The following is a 20149-nucleotide window of genomic DNA, read 5'->3' on the forward strand; positions in this document are numbered from 1 at the left end:
GACTTACCTCGCTTTCGCGACAAGTGGCGGTTCGGCGGCCTCGTTCGCAGCGACGGCGGGATCGGGGCCCTGCTCGAAATAATCGGGATGGGCGGCGACGAGGGCCTCCACGCTGGGGATGACCCGGCCGAGATGGGCCGCCATGTTCTTCTCCGCCGCATCCGCATCCCCGGCCGCGATGGCGTCCGCCACCAGCGCGTGCTCGGCGATGACCGAGGAGCGGCGCTGGGGCGAGGGCAGGGTGAGCAGGCGGCAGCGGTCCACGTGGGTCTTCTCCTGCCGGATCACCCGCCAGATGTTGGGGTGCCCGGCCAGCTCGGCGATGGCCTGGTGGAAGTCCTCGTCGGCCGCATGGAAATCGGTGAGTGCCCGCGCCCGGTGCGCCTCCCGCTGCTGGCGCAGATGGGTGTGGAGGGGCGCCACCAGCGCCCGGCGGTCCGCCGACGGGGCCGCGGCGACGCGCGCGGCGGCTTCGCGCACCGTGGTGCGCTCCAGCGCGTTGCGGATGACCATGGCGTCGCGCACCTCCGGCACCGAGATGCGCGAGACGAAGGTGCCGTACTGGGGGAAGATGTCCACCAGGCGCTCGTCCGCGAGCTTCAGGATCGCCTCGCGCACCGGCGTGCGGCTGACGCCGTAGGCGAGGGCGATCTGCTTTTCCTGCAGGGCGCCGCCGGGGGGGAGCGTCATGGCGACGATCTCGTCGCGCAGCGCCGCGTGGATGCGGGCCGAGGCCGGCACCGCGCGGACATTCTCGCCGCGGGTGGCCAACTTGCGCCTGAGATCCGCCACGCCCGCCGCCTCCCCATCCCGCGCCGCTCTTGCGGTGCTTCGCATACTAATATATTAGCATATCAAAAGCGTCAACGAAGGCGCCGGAGCCGGAACCCGGCCGCGAGGGAGGAGCGTCTTGGTGGAAGCGATAATCGGCACGGCGCCTCGCGTCCTGGCGTTGTCGGCGAAGGACAACGTGGCCGTGGCTCTGGACGAGGTGCCCGCGGGCGCTCCCGTGGCCGGCGTGCGTGCGCTCGCGCGCATTCCCAGGGGGCACAAGTTCGCGCTGGAGGCGATCTCCGAAGGCGCTCCGGTGCTCAAGTTCGGCCAGGTCATCGGGTTCGCCGCCGCACCCATCGCGCCCGGCGCCCACATCCATACCCACAACGTGGTGCTGCACGATTTCGCCCGCGACTACGCCTTCGCCGCCGACGCGAAAGAGGATGTCCTGGTCCCCGAGGCGGAGCGCGCGACCTTCCAGGGCTATCTCCGTTCCAACGGGCGCACCGGTACCCGCAACTATCTCGGCATCCTCACCAGCGTGAACTGCTCGGCCTCGGTGGCGCGGTTTGCGGCGCAGGCGGCCGAGCGTGCCGGGCTGCTGGCGGATTTTCCCGGTATCGACGGCATCGTGCCCATCATCCACGGCACCGGCTGCGGGATGGCCTCCAAGGGGGAGGGCTACGATGTGCTCTCCCGCACCCTGTGGGGCTATGCCACCCATCCCAATTTCGCCGCCGTGGTCATGGTGGGGCTCGGCTGCGAGATGTTCCAGATCGCCCGTTTCAAGTCCGAGTATGGGGTGCAGGAGGCGGAGGGCTTCCGCACCCTCACCATTCAGGACGAGGGCGGCACAAGGCGCACCGTGGAGCACATCCTCGGCATGCTCAGGGAAATGGCGCCGAAGGCGGCCGCCGCCCGGCGCCAGACGCGGCCGGCCTCCGAGATCGTGCTGGCCCTCCAGTGCGGCGGCTCGGACGGCTATTCGGCCCTCACCGCCAACCCGGCGCTGGGGGTCGCCTCCGACCTGCTGGTGGCCAATGGCGGCACCTCCATCCTCTCCGAGACGCCGGAGATCTACGGCGCCGAGCACCTGCTCACCCGCCGCGCCGCCAGCCGGGAGGTGGGCGAGAAGCTCGTCGCCCGCATCCGCTGGTGGGAGGACTACACCGCCCGCAATGCGGGGGAGATGAACAACAATCCCTCCCCCGGCAACAAGGCGGGCGGGCTCACCACCATCCTCGAGAAGTCGCTGGGCGCTGCCGCCAAGGGCGGATCGGCCACCCTCAGGGCCGTCTATGAATATGCCGAGCCGGTGACCGCGCACGGCTTCGTCTTCATGGACACGCCGGGCTACGACCCGGTGGCCGCCACCGGCCAGGTGGCGGGCGGCGCCAATGTCATCTGCTTCACCACCGGCCGGGGCTCCGCCTTCGGCTGCAAGCCGGCGCCGTCCATCAAGCTCGCCACGAATTCCGACATCTATCGCCGGATGGAGGAGGACATGGACATCAACTGCGGCGACGTGCTCGACGGCGTGCCGCTTCCGGCGAAGGGCCGCGAGATCTTCGATGCGGTGCTGGCCGTCGCCTCGGGCGCGCGCACCAAGTCGGAGGCGCTGGGATATGGCGACGCCGAGTTCGTGCCCTGGCAGATCGGCGCCGTGATGTGACGACACGCGGGGCCGGCGCGGCGCGCCGGCCTGCGCAACACCGCGGCGCGCGCCTCCGGGCGCGTCCGCGACAAAGGCCGGAAAGGCCGCTGGAATACGCAAAACACCAGGGAGAACGCCAATGCTGTCACGCCGAAGCCTGCCCCTCCTCGCCGTCGCCGCGGCCGCGCTTCTCGCGGCGCCGGCGGCCCTCGCCCAGACCACGCTGCGCTCGGCCGACATCCATCCGGACGGCTATCCCACCGTGGAATCGGTGAAGTATTTCGGCGAGATCATCGAGAAGAAGACGAACGGCAAGTACAAGGTGCAGGTATTCTATGCCGGCCAGCTCGGCGGCGAGAAGGACACCATCGAGCAGACGCGCTTCGGCGTCATCGACCTCAACCGGATCAACACCGCGCCCTTCAACAACCTGATCCCGGAGACGGCGGTGCTCGGCATGCCGTTCCTGTTCCGCTCCGTGGAGCACATGTACAAGGTGGTGGACGGCCCCATCGGCGCCGAGATCGCCAAGTCGTTCGAGCCGCACGGCCTCGTGGTGCTGGGCTTCTTCGATTCCGGCGCGCGCTCCATGTACAATTCCAAGAAGCCGATCAAGACCCTCGACGACATGAAGGGCATGAAGATCCGGGTGCAGCAGTCGGATCTCTTCATCGGCATGATCAATGCCCTGGGCGCCAACGCGACCCCCATGCCGTTCGGTGAGCTTTATTCGGCGCTGCAGACCGGCCTGGTGGATGGGGCGGAGAACAACTATCCCTCCTACGACTCGGTCAAGCACTACGAGGTGGCGAAGTATTATTCGCTCACCGAGCACTCGCTCGCCCCCGAGGTCTTCGTCATGTCCAAGCGCTCCTGGGACAAGCTGAGCGCCGACGAGCAGAAGATGTTCAAGGAGGCGGGCCTGGAGGCCACCAAGAAGATGCGCGAGCTCTGGGCCAAGCGGGACGCCGAGTCCAAGGAGCGGGTGATCAAGGGCGGCGCCATCATCAACGAGGTGGACAAGAAGCCTTTCATCGACGCCATGAAGCCCGTCTACGACAAGTTCGTCACCACCGACAAGATGAAGGACCTCGTCGCCCGCATCCGCGCGGTCGACTGAAGCGCGCGCCGCGCCGGGCCGCCTGGCCCGGCGCGGCCTGCAGGATGGGGTTTCGCATGAGCGAGCACACCTTGAAGGAACGGGAGTCCATGGGTGAATTCTCCGGCCTCCTCATGCTGAGGCACGTGGTCAGGCTCCTGTCCCACGTCGCCCTCTGGATTTCCGGCGCGGGCCTCGTGGCCATGACGGCCGCCGTGTTCTGGCAGGTCATCGGCCGCTACATCCTCAACGCCTCGCCGAGCTGGACCGAGCCGTTGTCGCTGCTGCTGATGAGCTGGTTCATCCTGCTCGGCGCGGCGGTGGGCGTGCGCGAGGGCATGCATCTCGGCTTCGAGATCGGCCTGCATTTCGCCAGCCCCCCTGTGCGCCGGGCCATGGAGATCACCACCCACGTGCTGGTGATGGCGTTTGGCGGCGCCATGGCCTGGTATGGCTGGGACCTCGCCATGGGCACCTGGAGCGCCAAGATGGCGGGCATCGACCTGCCCCAGGGCGTGGACTACCTGCCGCTCGTGGGCGGCGGCTTCCTCATCTGCCTGTTCTCCTTCGAGCGGCTCCTGACCGACCTCACCGAGAAGCGCGTCCCCGAGGTGCCGCTCGGGCACGTGCACACCGTCGAATGACGCGGGAAGGATAGATCCATGGCCATCACCATCCTGTTCGGCGTGTTCGCGCTGCTGCTGCTCATCGGCACCCCGGTCGCCTTCTGCCTCGGCCTCGCCTCGCTGGCGACGGTGCTCTACATGGACCTGCCGCCGGTGGTGGTGTTCCAGCAGCTCAATTCCGGCATGAACGCCTTTTCCATGCTGGCCATTCCGTTTTTCATCTTCGCCGGCGACCTGATGATGCGCGGCGGCATCGCCGACCGCCTCATCGGCATGGCGGCGAGCCTCGTTGGCCACCTGCGCGGCGGGCTCGGCCAGGTGAACGTGGTGGCCTCCACCCTGTTCGGCGGCATTTCCGGCTCGGCGGTGGCGGACGCCTCGGCCATCGGCGGCATCATGATCCCGCAGATGGCGCGCCACGGCTATGCCAAGGACTATGCGGTCAACGTGACGGTGAACGCGGCCATCATCGCCCTGATGATCCCGCCGTCCCACAACATGATCATCTATTCCCTGTCGGCGGGCGGCACCATCTCCATCGCCGATCTGTTCACCGCGGGCATCGTGCCCGGCCTGCTGCTGGCCGCCGCGCTGATGATCACCGCCTATGTGGTGGCGCGCAATCGCGGCTATCCGGCCGGCGAATTCCCGGGCTGGTACGCCGTGCTGCGCGCGGTGGTGGCGGCGGTGCCGGGCATCCTGCTCATCGGCATCATCTTCGGCGGGGTGCGTTCCGGCATCTTCACGGCGACGGAAAGCTCATGCATCGCCGTGGTCTATGCCATCCTCGTGACCACCCTGGTCTATCGGGAGATGGACTGGTCCGGCTTCGTGGACGCGACGCTCGGCGCGGTGCGCACCACCGCCATGGTGCTGCTGGTGATCGGCACCGCCGCCTCCTTCGGCTGGCTCATGGCCTTCCTGCAGGTGCCGAAGGCGACCATTGAGCTGATGCAGTCGCTGTCGTCCAACCCCTACGTCATCCTGCTGCTGATCAACATCATCCTGCTCATCCTCGGCACCTTCATGGACATGGCGCCGATGATCATCATCTGCACCCCCATCTTCCTGCCGCTGGTGAAGGCCTTCGGCATCGATCCGGTGCATTTCGGGGTGATCCTGATCCTGAACGCCGGCATCGGCCTCAACACGCCGCCGGTGGGCTCGGTGCTGTTCGTGGGCTGCGCCGTGGGCAAGATCACCATCGGCGAGGCGATGAAGACCATCTGGCCCTTCTTCGGTGCCTCCATCGCGGTGCTGATGATCGTCACCTACGTGCCGGCGGTGTCGCTCTGGCTGCCGTCCGTGTTCCGCTGACCGCCTGATCCGGCCCCGTCTTCGGAGCTTTTCCGGGCGTCCGCCCGCCATCCCCCTTGCGAGGTTGCCATATGATGATCGACGTGCGCCACGTGCACCACCAGGACGCGGCCAAGGGCTTCGACACCGCGGCGCTGCGGCGCAACTACCTGGTGGAGCGGCTGTTCGAGCCCGGCAAGGTGCTGCTCACCTACTCCCACGTGGAGCGCTTCGTCATCGGCGGCGCCACCCCCGCCTCGGTGCCGCTGAAGCTGGAGAGCGACAAGGCCACCATCGGCTCACCCAACTTTCTCGACCGGCGCGAGCTCGGTGTCTTCAACATCGGCGGTGCGGGAACAGTGAGCGTGGACGGCGTGGCCCATCCCCTCGGCCACCGCGATGCCCTCTACGTCCCCATGGGGACGCGGGAGGTGGTGTTCGCCTCCGACGATCCGGATGCGCCGGCCCGCTTCTATCTGCTCTCCACCCCCGCGCATGCGCGCTACGAGACGAAGGTGGTCCGCATCGCCGAGGCGAAGCGGATGCCGCTCGGCGACACCGCCACCGCCAACAAGCGCACCATCTACCAGATGATCCATCCGGACGTGGTCACCTCCTGCCAGCTGGTCATGGGGATGACCCAGCTCGACGAGGGCAATGTGTGGAACACCATGCCCTGTCATGTGCACGACCGCCGCTCGGAGGTGTACCTTTATTTCGACCTGCCGGCGGACGCCCGCGTCATTCATCTCATGGGCGAGCCGGACGAGACCCGCCACGTCGTGGTGGCGGACGGGCAGGCGGTGATCTCCCCGCCCTGGTCCATCCATTCCGGCTGCGGCACGCGGGCCTACACCTTCATCTGGGGCATGGGCGGCGACAATATCGACTATACGGACATGGACATGGTGCCCATGGGCGAGCTGAAGTGACCGCCGCCATTCCCTCTCCCTTCGACCTTGCCGGCCTCCGCGCGATGGTGACCGGCGCCAATACCGGCCTCGGCCAGGCCATCGCCGTGGCCCTGGGCGCGGCGGGGGCGCAGGTGGTGGGCGTCGGCCGCTCCGCCATGGACGAGACGGCGGACCTGGTGCGCGCCGCCGGGGCGTCGTTCACCGCCGTCGCCGCGGACCTCGCGACGCTGGAGCCGATCGAGCGCGTCGTCGCGGAGGCGCGGGCGGGGGGGCGTGTCGACATCCTGGTCAACAATGCCGGCATCATCCGCCGCGCCGACGCCATCGACTTCACCGAGCAGGACTGGGACGACGTGATGAACGTCAACCTCAAGTCCACCTTCTTCCTCACCCAGGCGGTGGCGCGCGGCATGCTTCAGGACGGGAAGGGCGGCAAGGTGATCAGCATCGCCTCGCTGCTCTCCTTCCAGGGCGGCATCCGCATTCCCTCCTACACGGCGAGCAAGAGCGGGCTGGCCGGCCTGACGCGGCTGCTGGCTTGCGAATGGGCGGGGCGGGGCATCAATGTGAACGCCATCGCGCCCGGCTATTTCGTCACCAACAACACCGAGGCGCTGCGCGCGGACCCGGACCGCAACGCCGCCATCCTCGCCCGCATCCCGGCGGGAAAATGGGGCGATCCGTCGGACATCGGCGGGGCGGCGGTGTTCCTGGCCTCCCGCGCGGCGGACTATGTGCACGGCGTCGTGCTGCCGGTGGACGGCGGCTGGCTCGCCCGCTGAGCCGACAGGAGAGATCCATGAGCGAAAAAGGGGACGTCTTCGCCTTCGCCGATGCAACGCCGGTGGAGGTGATCGACGAGGTGGTGAGCCGGCAGATCCTCACCTTCAACGACGAGATCATGATGGTGCGGGTCATCTTCAAGACGCCCGGACCCGGCGGCGCGCCGCACAGCCATCCTCACGTGCAGATCACCAGCGTGGAGAGCGGCGTGTTCGACCTGACCATCGACGGGCGGACGCAGCGGCTCAAGGCCGGCGACAGCTTCTACGTGCCCTCGGGCGTCCATCACGGGGCGATCTGCATCGAGCCCGGCGTGCTGGTGGACGTGTTCGCCCCCATGCGGGCGGATTTCCTGAAGGACGCCTGAGACCCGGATAGGGAGGGGTCAGCCCTTCGCCTTGCCCGCGGCTGCGGCGGTGAGCGCCGCCGCCAGCGCCGGGGCGTCGCCGGACATGCGGAAGACCTTCACCCGGGCGGTGGCGCCCGAGGCGAGCCTCACCTGCGAGGGTGCGACCCCCGCCGCCTGGGCCAGCACCTTGCACACCGCCGCCGTGGCGGCGCCATCCTCGGGGGCGGCGCGCACCCGCACCTTCAGCACTTCCCGCCCGTCCGACAGGCTGGCGAGCCCGTCGAGGCCGTCGCGCCCGCCGCGCGGGGTGGCACGGATGGTGACCTCCACGCCGTCGGCGAGCAGCTTCAGGAAGGACACGGGGTGTGCCGGCCTCTCAGAACACGTTGGGGTAGACGTAGTAGTGGATCACCTGCTGGAGGAAGAAGATCAGCAGGATCAGCACCATCGGCGACAGATCGATGCCGCCGAGATTGGGCAGCAGGTTGCGGATGGGCGCCAGGACCGGCTCGGTGACGCGGAAGAGGAACTCGCCCACGTTCCGCACGAACGAATTGTACGGGTTCACCACATTGAACGCGACGAGCCAGGACAGCACCGCCGCCGCGATCAGGATCCAGACGTAGAGTTGCAGTACGACAAGGATGACGTCGAGCAGTGCGCGCATCGCAGAAACGGTCCCCGGGGAGTTGCGCCACAGCAATAGCCCCCGAGGCTCCTCCGAACAAGGCGTAAGGCACCACGCCGAGGCGCCCGCCGCCTGCGTCAGCCGGTCGCGTCGCCATCGCGGGGCCGTCCGGGATCGGGCAGGGCGCCGGCGCCCGGCGTCTTCTCCGGATCGGTCAGGTGCGGCTTGGCATGCGGACCGGCCGCGGGAAAGTCGTTTCCGGCGCTGGGTTTTCCTGCCGCGACCGGAGCTTTTGTCGCGGGGGTTCCGGTGGGGCGGGCTTCCGTGGGGGGACGTGGCGTCCGGGGCGTGGGAACATGGGCGGGCATGGCAGCCTCCATCATCTGACCATCATTGGAAGACAACGCTGCAGCCGTGTTTGCGTTTCAAAGGGCGCATCCGCCGCGTGGGGGCCGCGGCAAAACCGCGAATGCGCACGATGCAGCCGTCGGCGGCTCGCGCTGTTTCCTGCGCCGGCCTCGTAAGCCGGCACGACGGTTACAATAACCGGGCGCATCGGGCTGCGCCTTGATTTGGCGGCCTTGACTCGGCGGCCTTTGACTTGGTGGCCTTGACTTGCCGTCGCGGCGAAGGCAGCTTCGCGCCGCGTCGGGGGGGCGCCGCGTTCGACCCCCTCCAACCCCACGGACACTCATGCGCAGCTATCTGGACTTCGAGAAGCCGGTCGCCGAACTCGAGGCCAAGGTGGAAGAGCTGCGGGCGCTGGCTTCCTCCGGCGAGGGGGTGGCCATCACCGACGAGGTACAGCGGCTGGAGGCCAAGGCGCGCGAGGCGCTGATCGCTCTCTACACCAACCTCACGCCCTGGCAGAAGACGTTGGTGGCGCGCCATCCGCAGCGCCCCCACTTCGCCGATTTCACCCGCGGCCTGTTCGAGGATTTCACTCCGCTGGCGGGCGACCGCAAATATGGCGAGGACGAAGCCATCCTCGGCGGCTTCGCCCGGTTCCGCGGCGAGGCCGTGTGCGTGCTCGGCCACGAGAAGGGCTCCTCCACCGAAATGCGCATCCGGCACAATTTCGGCATGGCGCGCCCGGAGGGCTACCGCAAGGCGGCCCGCATCATGGAGCTTGCCGACCGCTTCGGCCTGCCGGTCATATCGCTGGTGGATACCGCCGGCGCCTATCCCGGCATCGGCGCCGAGGAGCGCGGGCAGGCGGAGGCCATTGCCCGCTCCACCGACGCGTGCCTTTCCCTTTCGGTGCCCAACGTGGCGCTCGTCATCGGCGAGGGCGGCTCGGGCGGGGCCATCGCCATCGCCACCGCCAACAAGGTGCTGATGATGGAGCATGCCATCTACAGCGTGATCTCGCCGGAAGGCGCGGCCTCCATCCTGTGGCGCGATACCGCGAAGGCGCAGGACGCCGCCACCAACATGAAGATCACCGCCCAGGACCTGCTGCGCTTCGGCGTCATCGACGCCATCGTCAAGGAGCCGGCCGGCGGGGCCCACCGCGATCCCGACGCGGCCGTGGCGGCGGCGGGCGATGCCATCGCCGATGCCCTGTCCTCGCTCGCCGGCCTTGATGGGGCGCAGGTGCGCAAGGCGCGCCGCGACAAGTTCCTGGCCATCGGCAGATCGCTTTAACCATGTCCATGCGACAGGGGGCGGACGGGTGCGGCGCATCTCATCTTGGCCGCATTTGCCTTATTGTCTCCAAGGGAGCAGGGCGGCAACTCTTTACGTGCCGTCAAGGGTTGAGGGACTAACCATGTCGGTCACCGCGACCGGCAGGGACCCGGGAGTCAAGCGTTGAGCCGTCCGTTGACGAAAGCCTCGTCCCGCATCCGCATGGTGGCCCTGGCCGCCGTCGCGGCGCTCGCCCTCGCGGCGTGCAACGCGACCGATTCCGAGGTGGCGCGCAAGGCCAACAAGCCGCTGTCGCCGCAAATGGTGTCCCTGCTCGGGCAGAAGGACATGTCGCCGGCAAGCCCGATCCTGGTGCGCATCTTCAAGGAAGAGGCGGAGCTCGAGGTGTGGAAGGTCACCTCCGACGGCTCCTATGCCCTTTTGAAGACCTATCCCATCTGCCGCTGGTCGGGCGAGCTCGGTCCCAAGGTGCGGATGGGTGACCGGCAGGCGCCCGAGGGCTTCTATGCCATCACCCCCGGGCAGATGAACCCCAATTCCAACTACTACCTGTCCTTCAACCTCGGTTTCCCCAACGCCTTCGACCGCGCCTACGGGCGCACGGGCGAGTTCCTCATGGTGCATGGCGACTGCTCGTCCGCCGGCTGCTACGCCATGACCGACGAGCAGATTTCCGAGATCTTCTCGCTGGCGCGCGAGAGCTTCGGCGGCGGGCAGCGGGCGTTCCAGGTGCAGGCCTACCCCTTCCGCATGACGCCGAAGAACATCGCCAAGCACCGCAACAACCCGAACATGGCCTTCTGGCGCAACCTGAAGCAGGGCTACGACCATTTCGAGGTCACCCGGCAGGAGCCGAAGGTGAACGTGTGCGCCCGCTCCTATGTGTTCGACGCCGAGGCGGCGCCGGGCCGGGGCTTCGATGCCGCCGCCGCCTGCCCGCCCTATCAGGTGCCGCCGCAGATCGCCTCCGCCGTGGCCGAGAAGCAGAGGAAGGACGACGCCCAGGTGGCGGAGCTTTCCCCGTCCTCGCCGCTGGCGCCCGTGCGCACCGGCAGCGATGGCGGCATGCACCCGGTTTTCCTGGCCAAGCTCAAGGAGCGCGAGAGCGGACAGCTCTCCTTCACCGAGGCGCCGGGAACGCTGCCGGAATACGTGAACCCGCCGAAGGTGACCGGGGCCGCCGCTGCGCCGGCCGAAGTGGCGACCACCGCCTCCGTGGCCCGCGTTCCCACGCCCGCCGCCGCTCCTCAGCCCCCGGCCGCGAAGCCTGTGGTGGCGACCGCCGCGGCGCCCAAGCCCGCCGCAGGCGTTCCCAGGCCCGCCGCAGGCGTGCCCAACCCGGCGGCCGTCGCGAGCGTCGCGGCCGCCACCGTGCCGCAGCGGTCCGTCTCCTCCGAACCCTCGGCCACCCGCCCGCAGTGAGCGGGGCGGCTTCGGCCGGAGGCTCTCGCTCGGCGGCATGCGGAAAAGCGTGAACGCGCCGTGAGCTGCGGGCACCGCCGCGCCCCCTCCGGCGCCGTCTCCGCTTATGCTCCGCCCATGCGCCGGAGCTTCCGCCATCGTCCCCTCGAGCGGCTGGAGCCCGCGCCGATCGGCCCGCCGCAGCCTGATCGAAGCCGGCACCGGGCGCTCCCGCCGCTTGCTGAAGCCTTAAGGTGCCGCTTACGCTCACTGCTGCCGACGGATGCTTTCCGGAGGGGAGGGGCGCATGGAAGACTGGGCGAGGCGGGCCGCGGCCGTCACGGCGGGGGTTGCCTGGGTGGCGCTGGCGCTGCAACTGGGCATCGTGGTGGTCAGGATGGCCGCCATCGGCCAGGGCCTGGGCGCCGCCGCGTGGCGCTTCCTCGGCTTCTTCACCGTGCTCACCAACGGCCTCGTCGCGGTGGTGGCGACGGCGGTGGCTCTTTACCCGGCCGGGCGGATCGCGACGCCGCGCCTGCGGCTGATGGCGGTGGTGTCCATTGTGCTGGTGGGGATCATCTACGCGCTGCTGCTCCGGCACGTGTGGAACCCCACGGGCTGGCAGGCGGTGGCGGACCACCTGCTGCATGAGGCGACGCCGCTGCTGTTCCTTGCGACCTGGGGCCTGTCACGCCACGGCAGCCTCGCCGTCCGCGACGCCCTGTGGGCGATGGCGCCGCCGATCCTCTACCTCGCCTATGCCCTGGCGCGGGGCGAGGCGGACGGATGGTACGCCTACTGGTTCCTCGATCCGGCCAAGCTCGGGGACGGGCGCATGGCCCTCAACACGGTGCTGCTCGCCGCGGCGTTCCTCGCGACGGCCCTGCTTTTCCTCGGCATCGACAGGCTGCTCGCCCGCCGCATCGCCCGCTGAGCGGCGCGCCCGGGCGGGACGGCTCCCGCCCCCAAGACCCGAAAAGACCCGGCGCTTCAGGCGAAGCGGCCGTGGCAGTGCTTGTATTTCTTGCCCGAGCCGCAGGGGCAGGCCTCGTTGCGGCCCACCTTCCCCCAGCTGGAGGGATCGTTCGGATCACGCTCCACCACCGCCACGTCGCCCGAGAGCAGGGGCTGGGGCCGGCTGCCGATGGACGCACCAGCGAACGCGATCTCGTCCTCGCCGGTGAAGGGGTCGGCGTGGTGGGCTTCCATGGGCGGAAGCTCCTCCGTCGCCGGCGGCTGGGTGACGATCTCCACCCGCATGAGCTGGGCGGTGACGATCTCGCGCAGCCGGTTGAGCAAGGCGGAGAAGAGGTTGAAGGCCTCGGACTTGTATTCGTTGAGCGGGTCGCGCTGGGCGTAGCCGCGCAGCCCCACCACCTGCCGCAGGTGGTCGAGCATGGCGATATGCTCGCGCCAGAGGTGATCGAGGGTCTGCAGCAGGATGGACTTTTCCACATAGCGCATGATGTCCGGCCCGTACTGGGCGGCCTTGGCCGCCATCAGCTCGTCGGCCAGGCGAATGACGCGCTCGGTGACCTCGGGGCCGGCGATGCCCTCCTCTTTCGCCCATTCCTTCACGGGCAGTTCGAGGGCGAGCACCTCCTTCAGCGCCGCGTCGAGGCCGTCCACGTCCCACTGCTCGGGATAGGCGTTCTCGGGGATGTGCTTGGCCACCATCTCGGTGATGAGGGCGTGGCGCATGTCCTCGACGGTCTCGGCGACGTCGCCGTCATTCATCAGTTCGAGGCGCTGCTCGAACACCACCTTGCGCTGGTCGTTCAGCACGTCGTCGTACTTGAGCAGGTTCTTGCGCATGTCGTAGTTGCGCGCTTCCACCTTCTGCTGCGCCTTCTCCAGCGCCTTGTTGATCCAGGGGTGGATGATGGCCTCGCCTTCCTTCAGGCCGAGGCGCTGCAGCATGCCATCGAGCCTGTCCGACCCGAAGATGCGCATCAGGTCGTCTTCCAGGGAGAGGAAGAACTTGGAATGGCCGGGGTCGCCCTGGCGGCCGGAGCGGCCGCGCAGCTGGTTGTCGATGCGCCGGCTCTCGTGCCGCTCGGTGCCGAGCACGTAGAGGCCGCCGGCGGCCAGCGCCTTCTGCTTCAGCGCTTCCACCTCGGCGCGGATCTTCGCTTCGGCGGCGGCGCGCTCCTCGCCTTCCGGCAGGTCCTTCAGCTCGATGTCGATGCGCATGTCGGCGGAGCCGCCGAGCTTGATGTCGGTGCCGCGGCCGGCCATGTTGGTGGCGATGGTGATCGCCCCCGGCACGCCGGCCTGGGAGACGATGTAGGCCTCCTGCTCGTGATAGCGCGCGTTCAGCACCGCGAAGGCCTTCACAGCGCTGTCATTGCTGAGGAGCTCGCGGCCGGAGAAGGCCTCCGGGTCGGAGAAGTCCTTCTGCTTGAAGTCGGCCTGCTTGAGCAGTTCCGCCAGCAGCTCCGATTTCTCGATGGAGGTGGTGCCCACCAGCACCGGCTGGTCGCGCGCGGCGCATTCCTTGATCAGCTCGATGATGGCGGCGTACTTCTCGCCCGCGGTGCGGTAGACCTCGTCGTCGTCGTCGGTACGGGAGATCGCCACGTTGGTGGGGATCTCCACCACCTCGAGCTTGTAGATGTCGGAGAACTCCGCCGCCTCGGTGTTGGCGGTTCCGGTCATGCCCGACAGCTTGTCGTAGAGGCGGAAATAGTTCTGGAAGGTGATGGAGGCCAGCGTCTGGTTCTCGGGCTGGACCTGCACCCGCTCCTTGGCTTCCAGGGCCTGGTGCAGGCCTTCCGAATAGCGCCGGCCGGGCATCATGCGGCCGGTGAACTCGTCGATGATCACCACTTCGCCGTTGCGGACGATATAGTCCTTGTCGCGCTGGAAGAGGGTGTGGGCGCGCAGGGCCTGGTTCACATGGTGGACCACCGAGACATTCTCGATGTCGTAGAGGCTCTCGGACTTGAGCAGCCCCGCCTCGGTCAGCATCTGCTCCATCTTCTCCATGCCCGCTTCCGTCATGGTGACGGTGCGCTGCTTCTCGTCGACCTCGTAGTCTTCTTTGGCGAGGCGCGGGATGTAGGCGTCGATGGTGTTGTAGAAGTCGGAGCGGTCGTCGAGCGGGCCGGAGATGATGAGGGGCGTGCGCGCCTCGTCGATGAGGATGGAGTCCACCTCGTCGACGATGGCGTAGAAGTGCGGGCGCTGCACCATGTGGGCGCGCTCGTACTTCATGTTGTCGCGCAGATAGTCGAAGCCGAGCTCGTTGTTGGTGGCGTAGGTCACGTCGCTGGCGTAGGCGACGCGGCGCTCGTCGTCGTCGAGGCCGTGGACGATGATGCCGGTGGTGAGGCCGAGGAAGCGGTAGAGGCGGCCCATCCACTCGGCGTCGCGCTTGGCGAGGTAGTCGTTCACCGTCACCACGTGCACGCCCTTGCCGGCCAGGGCATTGAGGTAGACGGGAAGGGTGGCGACCAGGGTCTTGCCCTCGCCGGTCTTCATCTCGGCGATGCCGCCCTCGTGCAGCACCATGCCGCCGATGAGCTGCACGTCGAACGGCCGCATGCCCAGCGCGCGCTTGGCGCCCTCGCGCACGGTGGCGAAGGCCGGCACCAGAAGGTCGTCCAGCGTCTTGCCTTCGGCGATCTGGCGGCGGAAGTCGTCGGTCCGGGCCCGGAGCGCCTCGTCGGAAAGCGCCTCCAACTCCGGCTCCAGTGCGTTGATGGCCTGAACGCGGGGACGGTATCCCTTCACCCGGCGATCGTTCGCGGAGCCGAAGAGCTTGCGGGCAAGTCCACCTAACATGGGTTGTGTCTCTGTTCCGATCCGTCAGGTCTCAAGGAGGGCGGAGACGGGCCGCCGGACCCTCCGGTCAATGATGCGCCTTTGGACAACCGCAATGCGGCGTCAGCAAGTCCGCAGGGCGCGCGCAGGCGGGTGCAGCGACAAAGCGCGCAGCCGCTTTCGCGCGTCCCTTCGGGGGCAGCGTACCAGCGGGACACTTATGAACGGGTCGGGGCAATGTCAATGCGAGGTCGGGCGATCCGGGTGCCGTGCGCCGCGCGGGGGAGGGCGGCCGCGGCCCGTCGCGCCCCTGCCGGTGCTCATCTCCCCTCCCGGCTCGCCCGCCGTCGCGCGCTCGGACCGGAGGCGCATCCGCGCTGCTTTGACAAAGCGTTGCTGCCTTGCACAGGCCGCGGCAAATCCGGCCGGCACGCGGGACCCGGCCCATTCCTCTCATGGACACGTCTGGACCCCATGCTTACTATCCGCCGCGACTGCACAATCGGGGGATGGAGTATGGTGGGGGGTATCGGGGTGTCCGGTGGGCTGCAGCGTGGCAGCGTCGCGCTTTGTGCGGCCTTACTCCTGGCGGCCTGCGAGGAGAAGAACACCTACGTTCCACCCCCGCCTCCCAAGGTGACGGTCGCTCCGGTTCTGGAGCAGCCGGTGACGCGCTTCCTAGAGCTCACCGGCAACACCGCCGCCATCAATTCGGTGGACCTGAACGCGCGCGTCCAGGGCTTCCTCACCTCCATCAACTACAAGGATGGCGCGCTCGCCCGGAAGGGCTCGGTGCTGTTCGTGATCGAGCAGGACCAGTACAAGGCCCAGCTGGACCAGGCCAAGGCGACCCTCGCCGCCAACCAGGCCGCGCAGGTGCAGGCCGAGGCGGAATACAACCGGCAGGCGCAGCTCGCCAAGCAGGACTTCGCCTCCCAGGCCACCCTCGACCAGGCGCGCGCCAAGCGTGATTCGGCGGTGGCCGATGTGGCCAACGCCCAGGCCTCGCTGCTGCTGGCCCAGATCAACCTCGGCTATACCGAGGTCGCCGCGCCCTTCGACGGCGCGGTCACGGCCCACTTGCAGGACGTGGGCGCCCTCGTCGGCTACAGCGGGCCCACCAAGCTCGCCACCATCGTCCAGCTCAACCCCATCTGGGTCTGGTTTACCCTGAGCGAGCAGCAGGTGCTGCGCATCAAGGAACACCTCGCCAAGGACGGCCGCTCGCTGGTTTCCATCACCCGCGAGGTGCCGGACATCCCCATCGAGATCGGGCTGCAGACCGAGACCGGCTATCCGCACACGGGCCGCATCGACTACATCGCGCCGCAGGTGGACCCCAGCCTCGGCACGCTCACCGTGCGCGGCCTCTTCCAGAACGACGATTTCGCCCTTCTCCCCGGCCTTTTCGCCCGGGTGCGCGTGCCGCTGGGCAAGGCGGCGACCACCCTCCTCGTGCCGGACGCCGCCATCAGCGCCAACCAGCTCGGCCCCTACGTGCTGACGGTCAGCGCGGACAACGTGGTGTCGCAGGCGCAGATCACCCTCGGCCAGCTCCAGGCGGACGGGCTGCGTGCCGTGGAAGGCGGGCTGAAGAGCTCCGACCGCATCATCATCAACGGCATCCAGCGCGCGGTGCCGGGCTCCAAGGTGGACGTGGAGGCAGGCAAGATCGTCGGCATCGCCGCGCCCAAGACCGACGACGGCAGCAAGCCGCTGCCGAAGCCGGCCGGGGTCGCGCCCGCCAATGCGCCGGCGGTGGCCGCGCCTTCGGTCGCGCCCTCGCAGGCGCCGACCTCGCCTTCGACCCCGAAGAACTGATCCGCCCTCGAACCTGGGGCAGCGCCCATGATCTCGCGCTTTTTCATCGAGCGGCCGGTCCTCTCGAACGTGCTCGCACTGGTGTTCGTGCTGATCGGGCTTGTCTCGCTCATGCGGCTGCCGGTATCGCAGTATCCGAACATCGTGCCGCCGACGGTGTCGGTGTCCACGTCCTATCCGGGCGCCTCCGCCAAGACGCTCATCGACACGGTCGCCCTGCCCATCGAGCAGCAGGTGAACGGCGTCGAGGGCATGCTCTACATGCAGTCCTGGTCGGCATCGGACGGCACCTACACCCTGATCGTCACCTTCGCCATCGGCACCGATCCGAATATGGCGCAGGTGCTGGTGCAGAACCGCGTCAACATCGCCCTTGCCTCGCTGCCCACCGCGGTGCAGGCGCAGGGCGTCACCATCCTGCAGAAGGGCACCTCGATCCTCGAGTTCGTGACCCTGATCTCGCCGGACGGACGGTATGACGGCCTGTTCCTCAACAACTACGCCATCATCAACATCCAGAACGAGCTGGAACGCGTCTACGGCGTCGCCAACGTGGGCGTGTTCGGCGCCGGCACCTACGCCATGCGCATCTGGATGGATCCCGACCGCATGCAGGCGTTCGGGCTGACCCCGACGGACATCTCCAACGCCATCCAGAAGCAGAGCCAGGAGGTCACCCCCGGCCAGCTCGGCATTCCGCCGGCGCCGTCCAACGCCGCCTTCCAGTACACGGTGAACATCAAGGGGCGCCTGGACGAGGCGAAGGACTACGAGAACATCATCGTCAAGGTGGATAATTCGGACGGCGGGCGCATCGTCCGCATCCGGGATATCGGCCGCGTAGAGCTGGGCTCGCAGAGCTATTCCAAGGACTTCATGCAGGACAACAAGCCTGCGGCCGGCATCGGCATTTTCCAGCTTCCCGCCGCCAACGCCCTGCAGGTGTCCGCCCAGGTGGCGCTGAAGATGGAGGAGCTGAAGAAGAGCTTCCCCGAGGGGCTCGAATACAACATCCCCTTCAACACCACCTGGTTCGTGTCCGCCTCCATCGACGAGGTCTGGAAGACCCTGTTCGAGGCGGCGCTGCTGGTGCTGGTGGTGATCCTGCTCTTCCTGCAGGACTGGCGGGCGACGCTGGTGCCGGCGACCACGGTGCCGGTGACCATCATCGGCGCCTTCGCCGCCATGGACGCCATGGGCTTCACCATCAACCTTTCGACCTTGTTCGCCATCATCCTTGCCATCGGCATCGTGGTGGACGACGCCATCGTCATCGTCGAGGGCGTGGCGCGCCACATCGAGGAGGGCATGGACGGGCAGCCGGCCGCGGAAAAGGCCATGGACGAGCTGTTCGGCCCGGTGGTGGGCATCACCCTCGTGCTCATGTCCGTGTTCCTGCCGGCCTCGTTCATACCGGGCCTGACCGGGCAGATGTTCAAGCAGTTCGCGCTGGTCATCGCCGCGACGGCCTTCATCTCGGCCATCAACGCGGCGACGCTCAAGCCCACCCAGTGCGCCCTCTGGCTGCGCAAGCCGGTGCCGCCGGAGAAGCGCAACTTCATCTATCGCGGCTTCAACACCATCTACGGCAAGGCGGAGCACTGGTATGCGGGACTCATCTCCCGCATGGTGCATCATTCCAAGCTGATGGTGATCATCGCCATCGCGCTCATGAGCGTCGCCGCCTATGGCCTGACGCGGATCCCCACCGCCTTCCTGCCGATCGAGGACCAGGGCTACTTCCTGGCCCACGTGCAGCTGCCGGACGCCTCCAACCTCAACCGCACCAAGCAGATCGTCGCCGACGTGTCCGATCGCGTGCGCAAGGTGCCGGGGGTCAAGACCGCGCTCGGCATCTCCGGCATCTCGGTGCTCGACAACTCCTCCACCCTGTCCAATGCCGGGGTGCTTTACATCACCCTCACGCCGTGGGACGTGCGCTACGCCACCACCGGGCAGGACCTGCTCTCGCTCTACAACAACCTCAACAAGGCGGTGGCGGACGTGGAGGAGGCGGAAGTGCTGATCCTGGTGCCTCCGGCCATCCAGGGCATCGGCAACGCCGCCGGCTTCACCATGCAGCCGCAGCTGCGCAACGGCAATTTCGACTACCGCCTGCTGGAGCAGATCACCACCACCATCGTCGACAAGGCGCGGGCCCAGTCGGCGCTGAGCCACGTCTCCTCCTCGTTCCGCGCCGGGGCGCCGCAGATCGAGGTGGAGGTCAACCGCATCAAGGCGGAGACGCTGGGCGTCACCGTGGGGCAGGTGTTCAACACCATCTCGTCTTATCTGGGCTCGACCTACGTCAACCAGATCAACAAGTTCGGCAATGTTTTCCAGGTCTACGTGCAGGCGGAGGCGGGCTACCGCGTCACGCCGGCGGACTTGGTGGGCCTGAAGGTCCGCACGCCTGGCGGCGACATGGTGCCCCTGGGCACGCTGGTGGACATCAAGACGGTGCAGGGCCCGCCCCTGATCTCGCTTTACAACCTCTATCCGAGCTCCACCGTCGTGGGGGCCGAATCGGCCGGCTTCTCCTCCGGGCAGGCGCTGTCGCTGATGGAGCAGATCGCCACCTCGACCCTACCGCCCGGAGCCGGCTTCGAGTGGACCGCCATGTCCTATCAGGAGAAGGCGGTGGGCAATCAGATCTACTACGTGTTCGGCCTCGCCATTCTGCTCGTCTATTTCGTGCTGGCCGGACAGTATGAGAGCTGGATCCAGCCCATGGCCGTGATCCTTGCGGTGCCGCTGGCGCTGCTCGGCACGGTGGGGGCGCTGCTGGGGCTCGGCGTCGCCAACAATCTCTACACCCAGATCGGCCTCGTGCTCCTGATCGCGCTCGCCTCAAAGAACGCGATCCTGATCGTGGAGTACGCCCGCGAGAAGCGGGCGGAGGGCATGGAGATCATGGATGCGGCGGTGGAGGCCTCGCGCCTCCGGTTCCGCCCCATCCTCATGACCTCGTTCGCCTTCATCCTCGGCGTGCTGCCGCTGGTGTTCGCCACCGGCGCCGGCGCGAACTCGCGCAAGTCCATCGGCATCGCGGTGGTCTCGGGCATGCTTGCCTCCACCTGCCTCGCGGTGCTGTTCGTGCCGTCCTTCTACACGGTGCTGCAGCGCTTCGAGGAGAAGTTGAAGGGCAGGAAGAAGAAGGCGGGCGGCCTCACGCCCCCCGAACCCGACGTGCCCCCGGCGCCCGCATCTGCCTGAACCCGGGGCGCCGCTGGTGCCGTTTAATGCGGCACTTGCTCGCCAACGAGGCGAGCGTCGCCGCAAAGTCGCGCTTTCGCCCCATAAGGGGCTTGGCTAACCTTGGCTGAATGCGTTCCACCCAACCGTTGGGCTGCCCCCCGGGGCCGTCGCCCGCAGGACCAGGTGCCTTC

At 68.0% G+C, this 20149-nt stretch carries 16 protein-coding genes; 12 read left to right on the plus strand and 4 right to left on the minus strand.

Going from position 1 to position 20149, the window contains the following annotated elements:
* Nucleotides 1–3: 3 nt before the first annotated feature.
* Nucleotides 4–792, minus strand: a complete 789-nt coding sequence (locus tag EZH22_RS13785) for a GntR family transcriptional regulator (protein WP_231711472.1) — start codon at nucleotides 790–792, stop codon at nucleotides 4–6.
* Nucleotides 793–913: 121 nt separating this feature from the next.
* Here EZH22_RS13785 and EZH22_RS13790 point away from each other — a divergent pair, with 121 nt between their 5' ends.
* The 7 genes from EZH22_RS13790 (at nucleotide 914) to EZH22_RS13820 (ending at nucleotide 7513) form a co-directional block, all read left to right on the plus strand.
* The gene (locus EZH22_RS13790) at nucleotides 914–2446 is read left to right on the plus strand and encodes a UxaA family hydrolase (RefSeq protein WP_203196145.1); all 1533 of its coding nucleotides are present in this window, start codon (nucleotides 914–916) and stop codon (nucleotides 2444–2446) included.
* 121 nt (nucleotides 2447–2567) lie between these two features.
* Entirely contained in the window at nucleotides 2568–3548 is a 981-nt protein-coding gene (locus EZH22_RS13795; protein WP_203196146.1) for a TRAP transporter substrate-binding protein, read from the plus strand.
* A 56-nt stretch (nucleotides 3549–3604) separates the two neighbouring features.
* Nucleotides 3605–4171 carry a TRAP transporter small permease gene (locus tag EZH22_RS13800; protein ID WP_231711473.1) on the plus strand — a complete coding sequence of 189 codons (567 nt, stop codon included), beginning with the start codon at nucleotides 3605–3607 and terminating at the stop codon, nucleotides 4169–4171.
* 18 nt (nucleotides 4172–4189) lie between these two features.
* The gene (locus tag EZH22_RS13805) at nucleotides 4190–5470 is read left to right on the plus strand and encodes a TRAP transporter large permease (protein ID WP_203196147.1); all 1281 of its coding nucleotides are present in this window, start codon (nucleotides 4190–4192) and stop codon (nucleotides 5468–5470) included.
* A gap of 71 nt (nucleotides 5471–5541) precedes the next feature.
* Complete coding sequence (gene kduI, locus EZH22_RS13810; protein WP_203196148.1) at nucleotides 5542–6381, plus strand: 5-dehydro-4-deoxy-D-glucuronate isomerase; 840 nt, start codon at nucleotides 5542–5544, stop codon at nucleotides 6379–6381.
* Between the two features lie 44 nt (nucleotides 6382–6425).
* The gene (gene kduD / locus EZH22_RS13815) at nucleotides 6426–7145 is read left to right on the plus strand and encodes a 2-dehydro-3-deoxy-D-gluconate 5-dehydrogenase KduD (RefSeq protein WP_231711530.1); all 720 of its coding nucleotides are present in this window, start codon (nucleotides 6426–6428) and stop codon (nucleotides 7143–7145) included.
* Between the two features lie 17 nt (nucleotides 7146–7162).
* Nucleotides 7163–7513 (plus strand): cupin domain-containing protein, encoded by a 351-nt coding sequence (locus EZH22_RS13820; RefSeq protein ID WP_203196149.1) that lies wholly within the window; start codon nucleotides 7163–7165, stop codon nucleotides 7511–7513.
* A gap of 18 nt (nucleotides 7514–7531) precedes the next feature.
* Here EZH22_RS13820 and EZH22_RS13825 read toward each other — a convergent pair whose 3' ends face one another.
* Both EZH22_RS13825 and EZH22_RS13830 read right to left on the minus strand, forming a co-directional pair.
* A complete protein-coding gene (locus EZH22_RS13825) occupies nucleotides 7532–7855 on the minus strand; it encodes a DUF167 family protein (RefSeq protein ID WP_203196150.1) in 324 nt (107 codons plus the stop codon).
* Nucleotides 7856–7871: 16 nt separating this feature from the next.
* Nucleotides 7872–8162, minus strand: coding sequence for a YggT family protein (locus EZH22_RS13830; protein WP_203196151.1), 291 nt, complete (start codon nucleotides 8160–8162; stop codon nucleotides 7872–7874).
* A gap of 654 nt (nucleotides 8163–8816) precedes the next feature.
* Between EZH22_RS13830 and EZH22_RS13835 the strand changes: the two genes are divergently transcribed.
* The 3 genes from EZH22_RS13835 to EZH22_RS13845 all read left to right on the plus strand — a co-directional run bounded on the left by EZH22_RS13835 (nucleotide 8817) and on the right by EZH22_RS13845 (nucleotide 12108).
* Nucleotides 8817–9770 (plus strand): acetyl-CoA carboxylase carboxyltransferase subunit alpha, encoded by a 954-nt coding sequence (locus tag EZH22_RS13835; RefSeq protein ID WP_203196152.1) that lies wholly within the window; start codon nucleotides 8817–8819, stop codon nucleotides 9768–9770.
* A 165-nt stretch (nucleotides 9771–9935) separates the two neighbouring features.
* A complete protein-coding gene (locus EZH22_RS13840) occupies nucleotides 9936–11195 on the plus strand; it encodes a L,D-transpeptidase family protein (RefSeq protein ID WP_203196153.1) in 1260 nt (419 codons plus the stop codon).
* 286 nt (nucleotides 11196–11481) lie between these two features.
* Nucleotides 11482–12108, plus strand: a complete 627-nt coding sequence (locus EZH22_RS13845) for a Pr6Pr family membrane protein (protein ID WP_203196154.1) — start codon at nucleotides 11482–11484, stop codon at nucleotides 12106–12108.
* A gap of 56 nt (nucleotides 12109–12164) precedes the next feature.
* On the opposite strand, the gene secA is transcribed toward EZH22_RS13845, so the two are convergent.
* Complete coding sequence (secA, locus tag EZH22_RS13850) at nucleotides 12165–14960, minus strand: preprotein translocase subunit SecA (RefSeq protein WP_203196155.1); 2796 nt, start codon at nucleotides 14958–14960, stop codon at nucleotides 12165–12167.
* Nucleotides 14961–15455: 495 nt separating this feature from the next.
* On the opposite strand from secA, the gene EZH22_RS13855 reads away from it, so the two are divergent.
* Nucleotides 15456–16760 carry an efflux RND transporter periplasmic adaptor subunit gene (locus EZH22_RS13855; RefSeq protein WP_203196156.1) on the plus strand — a complete coding sequence of 435 codons (1305 nt, stop codon included), beginning with the start codon at nucleotides 15456–15458 and terminating at the stop codon, nucleotides 16758–16760.
* Nucleotides 16761–16787: 27 nt separating this feature from the next.
* The gene (locus tag EZH22_RS13860; RefSeq protein WP_203196157.1) at nucleotides 16788–19976 is read left to right on the plus strand and encodes an efflux RND transporter permease subunit; all 3189 of its coding nucleotides are present in this window, start codon (nucleotides 16788–16790) and stop codon (nucleotides 19974–19976) included.
* Nucleotides 19977–20149 lie beyond the last annotated feature (173 nt).

This window comes from Xanthobacter dioxanivorans, assembly GCF_016807805.1.
Taxonomy (GTDB): Bacteria; Pseudomonadota; Alphaproteobacteria; order Rhizobiales; family Xanthobacteraceae; genus Xanthobacter; species Xanthobacter dioxanivorans.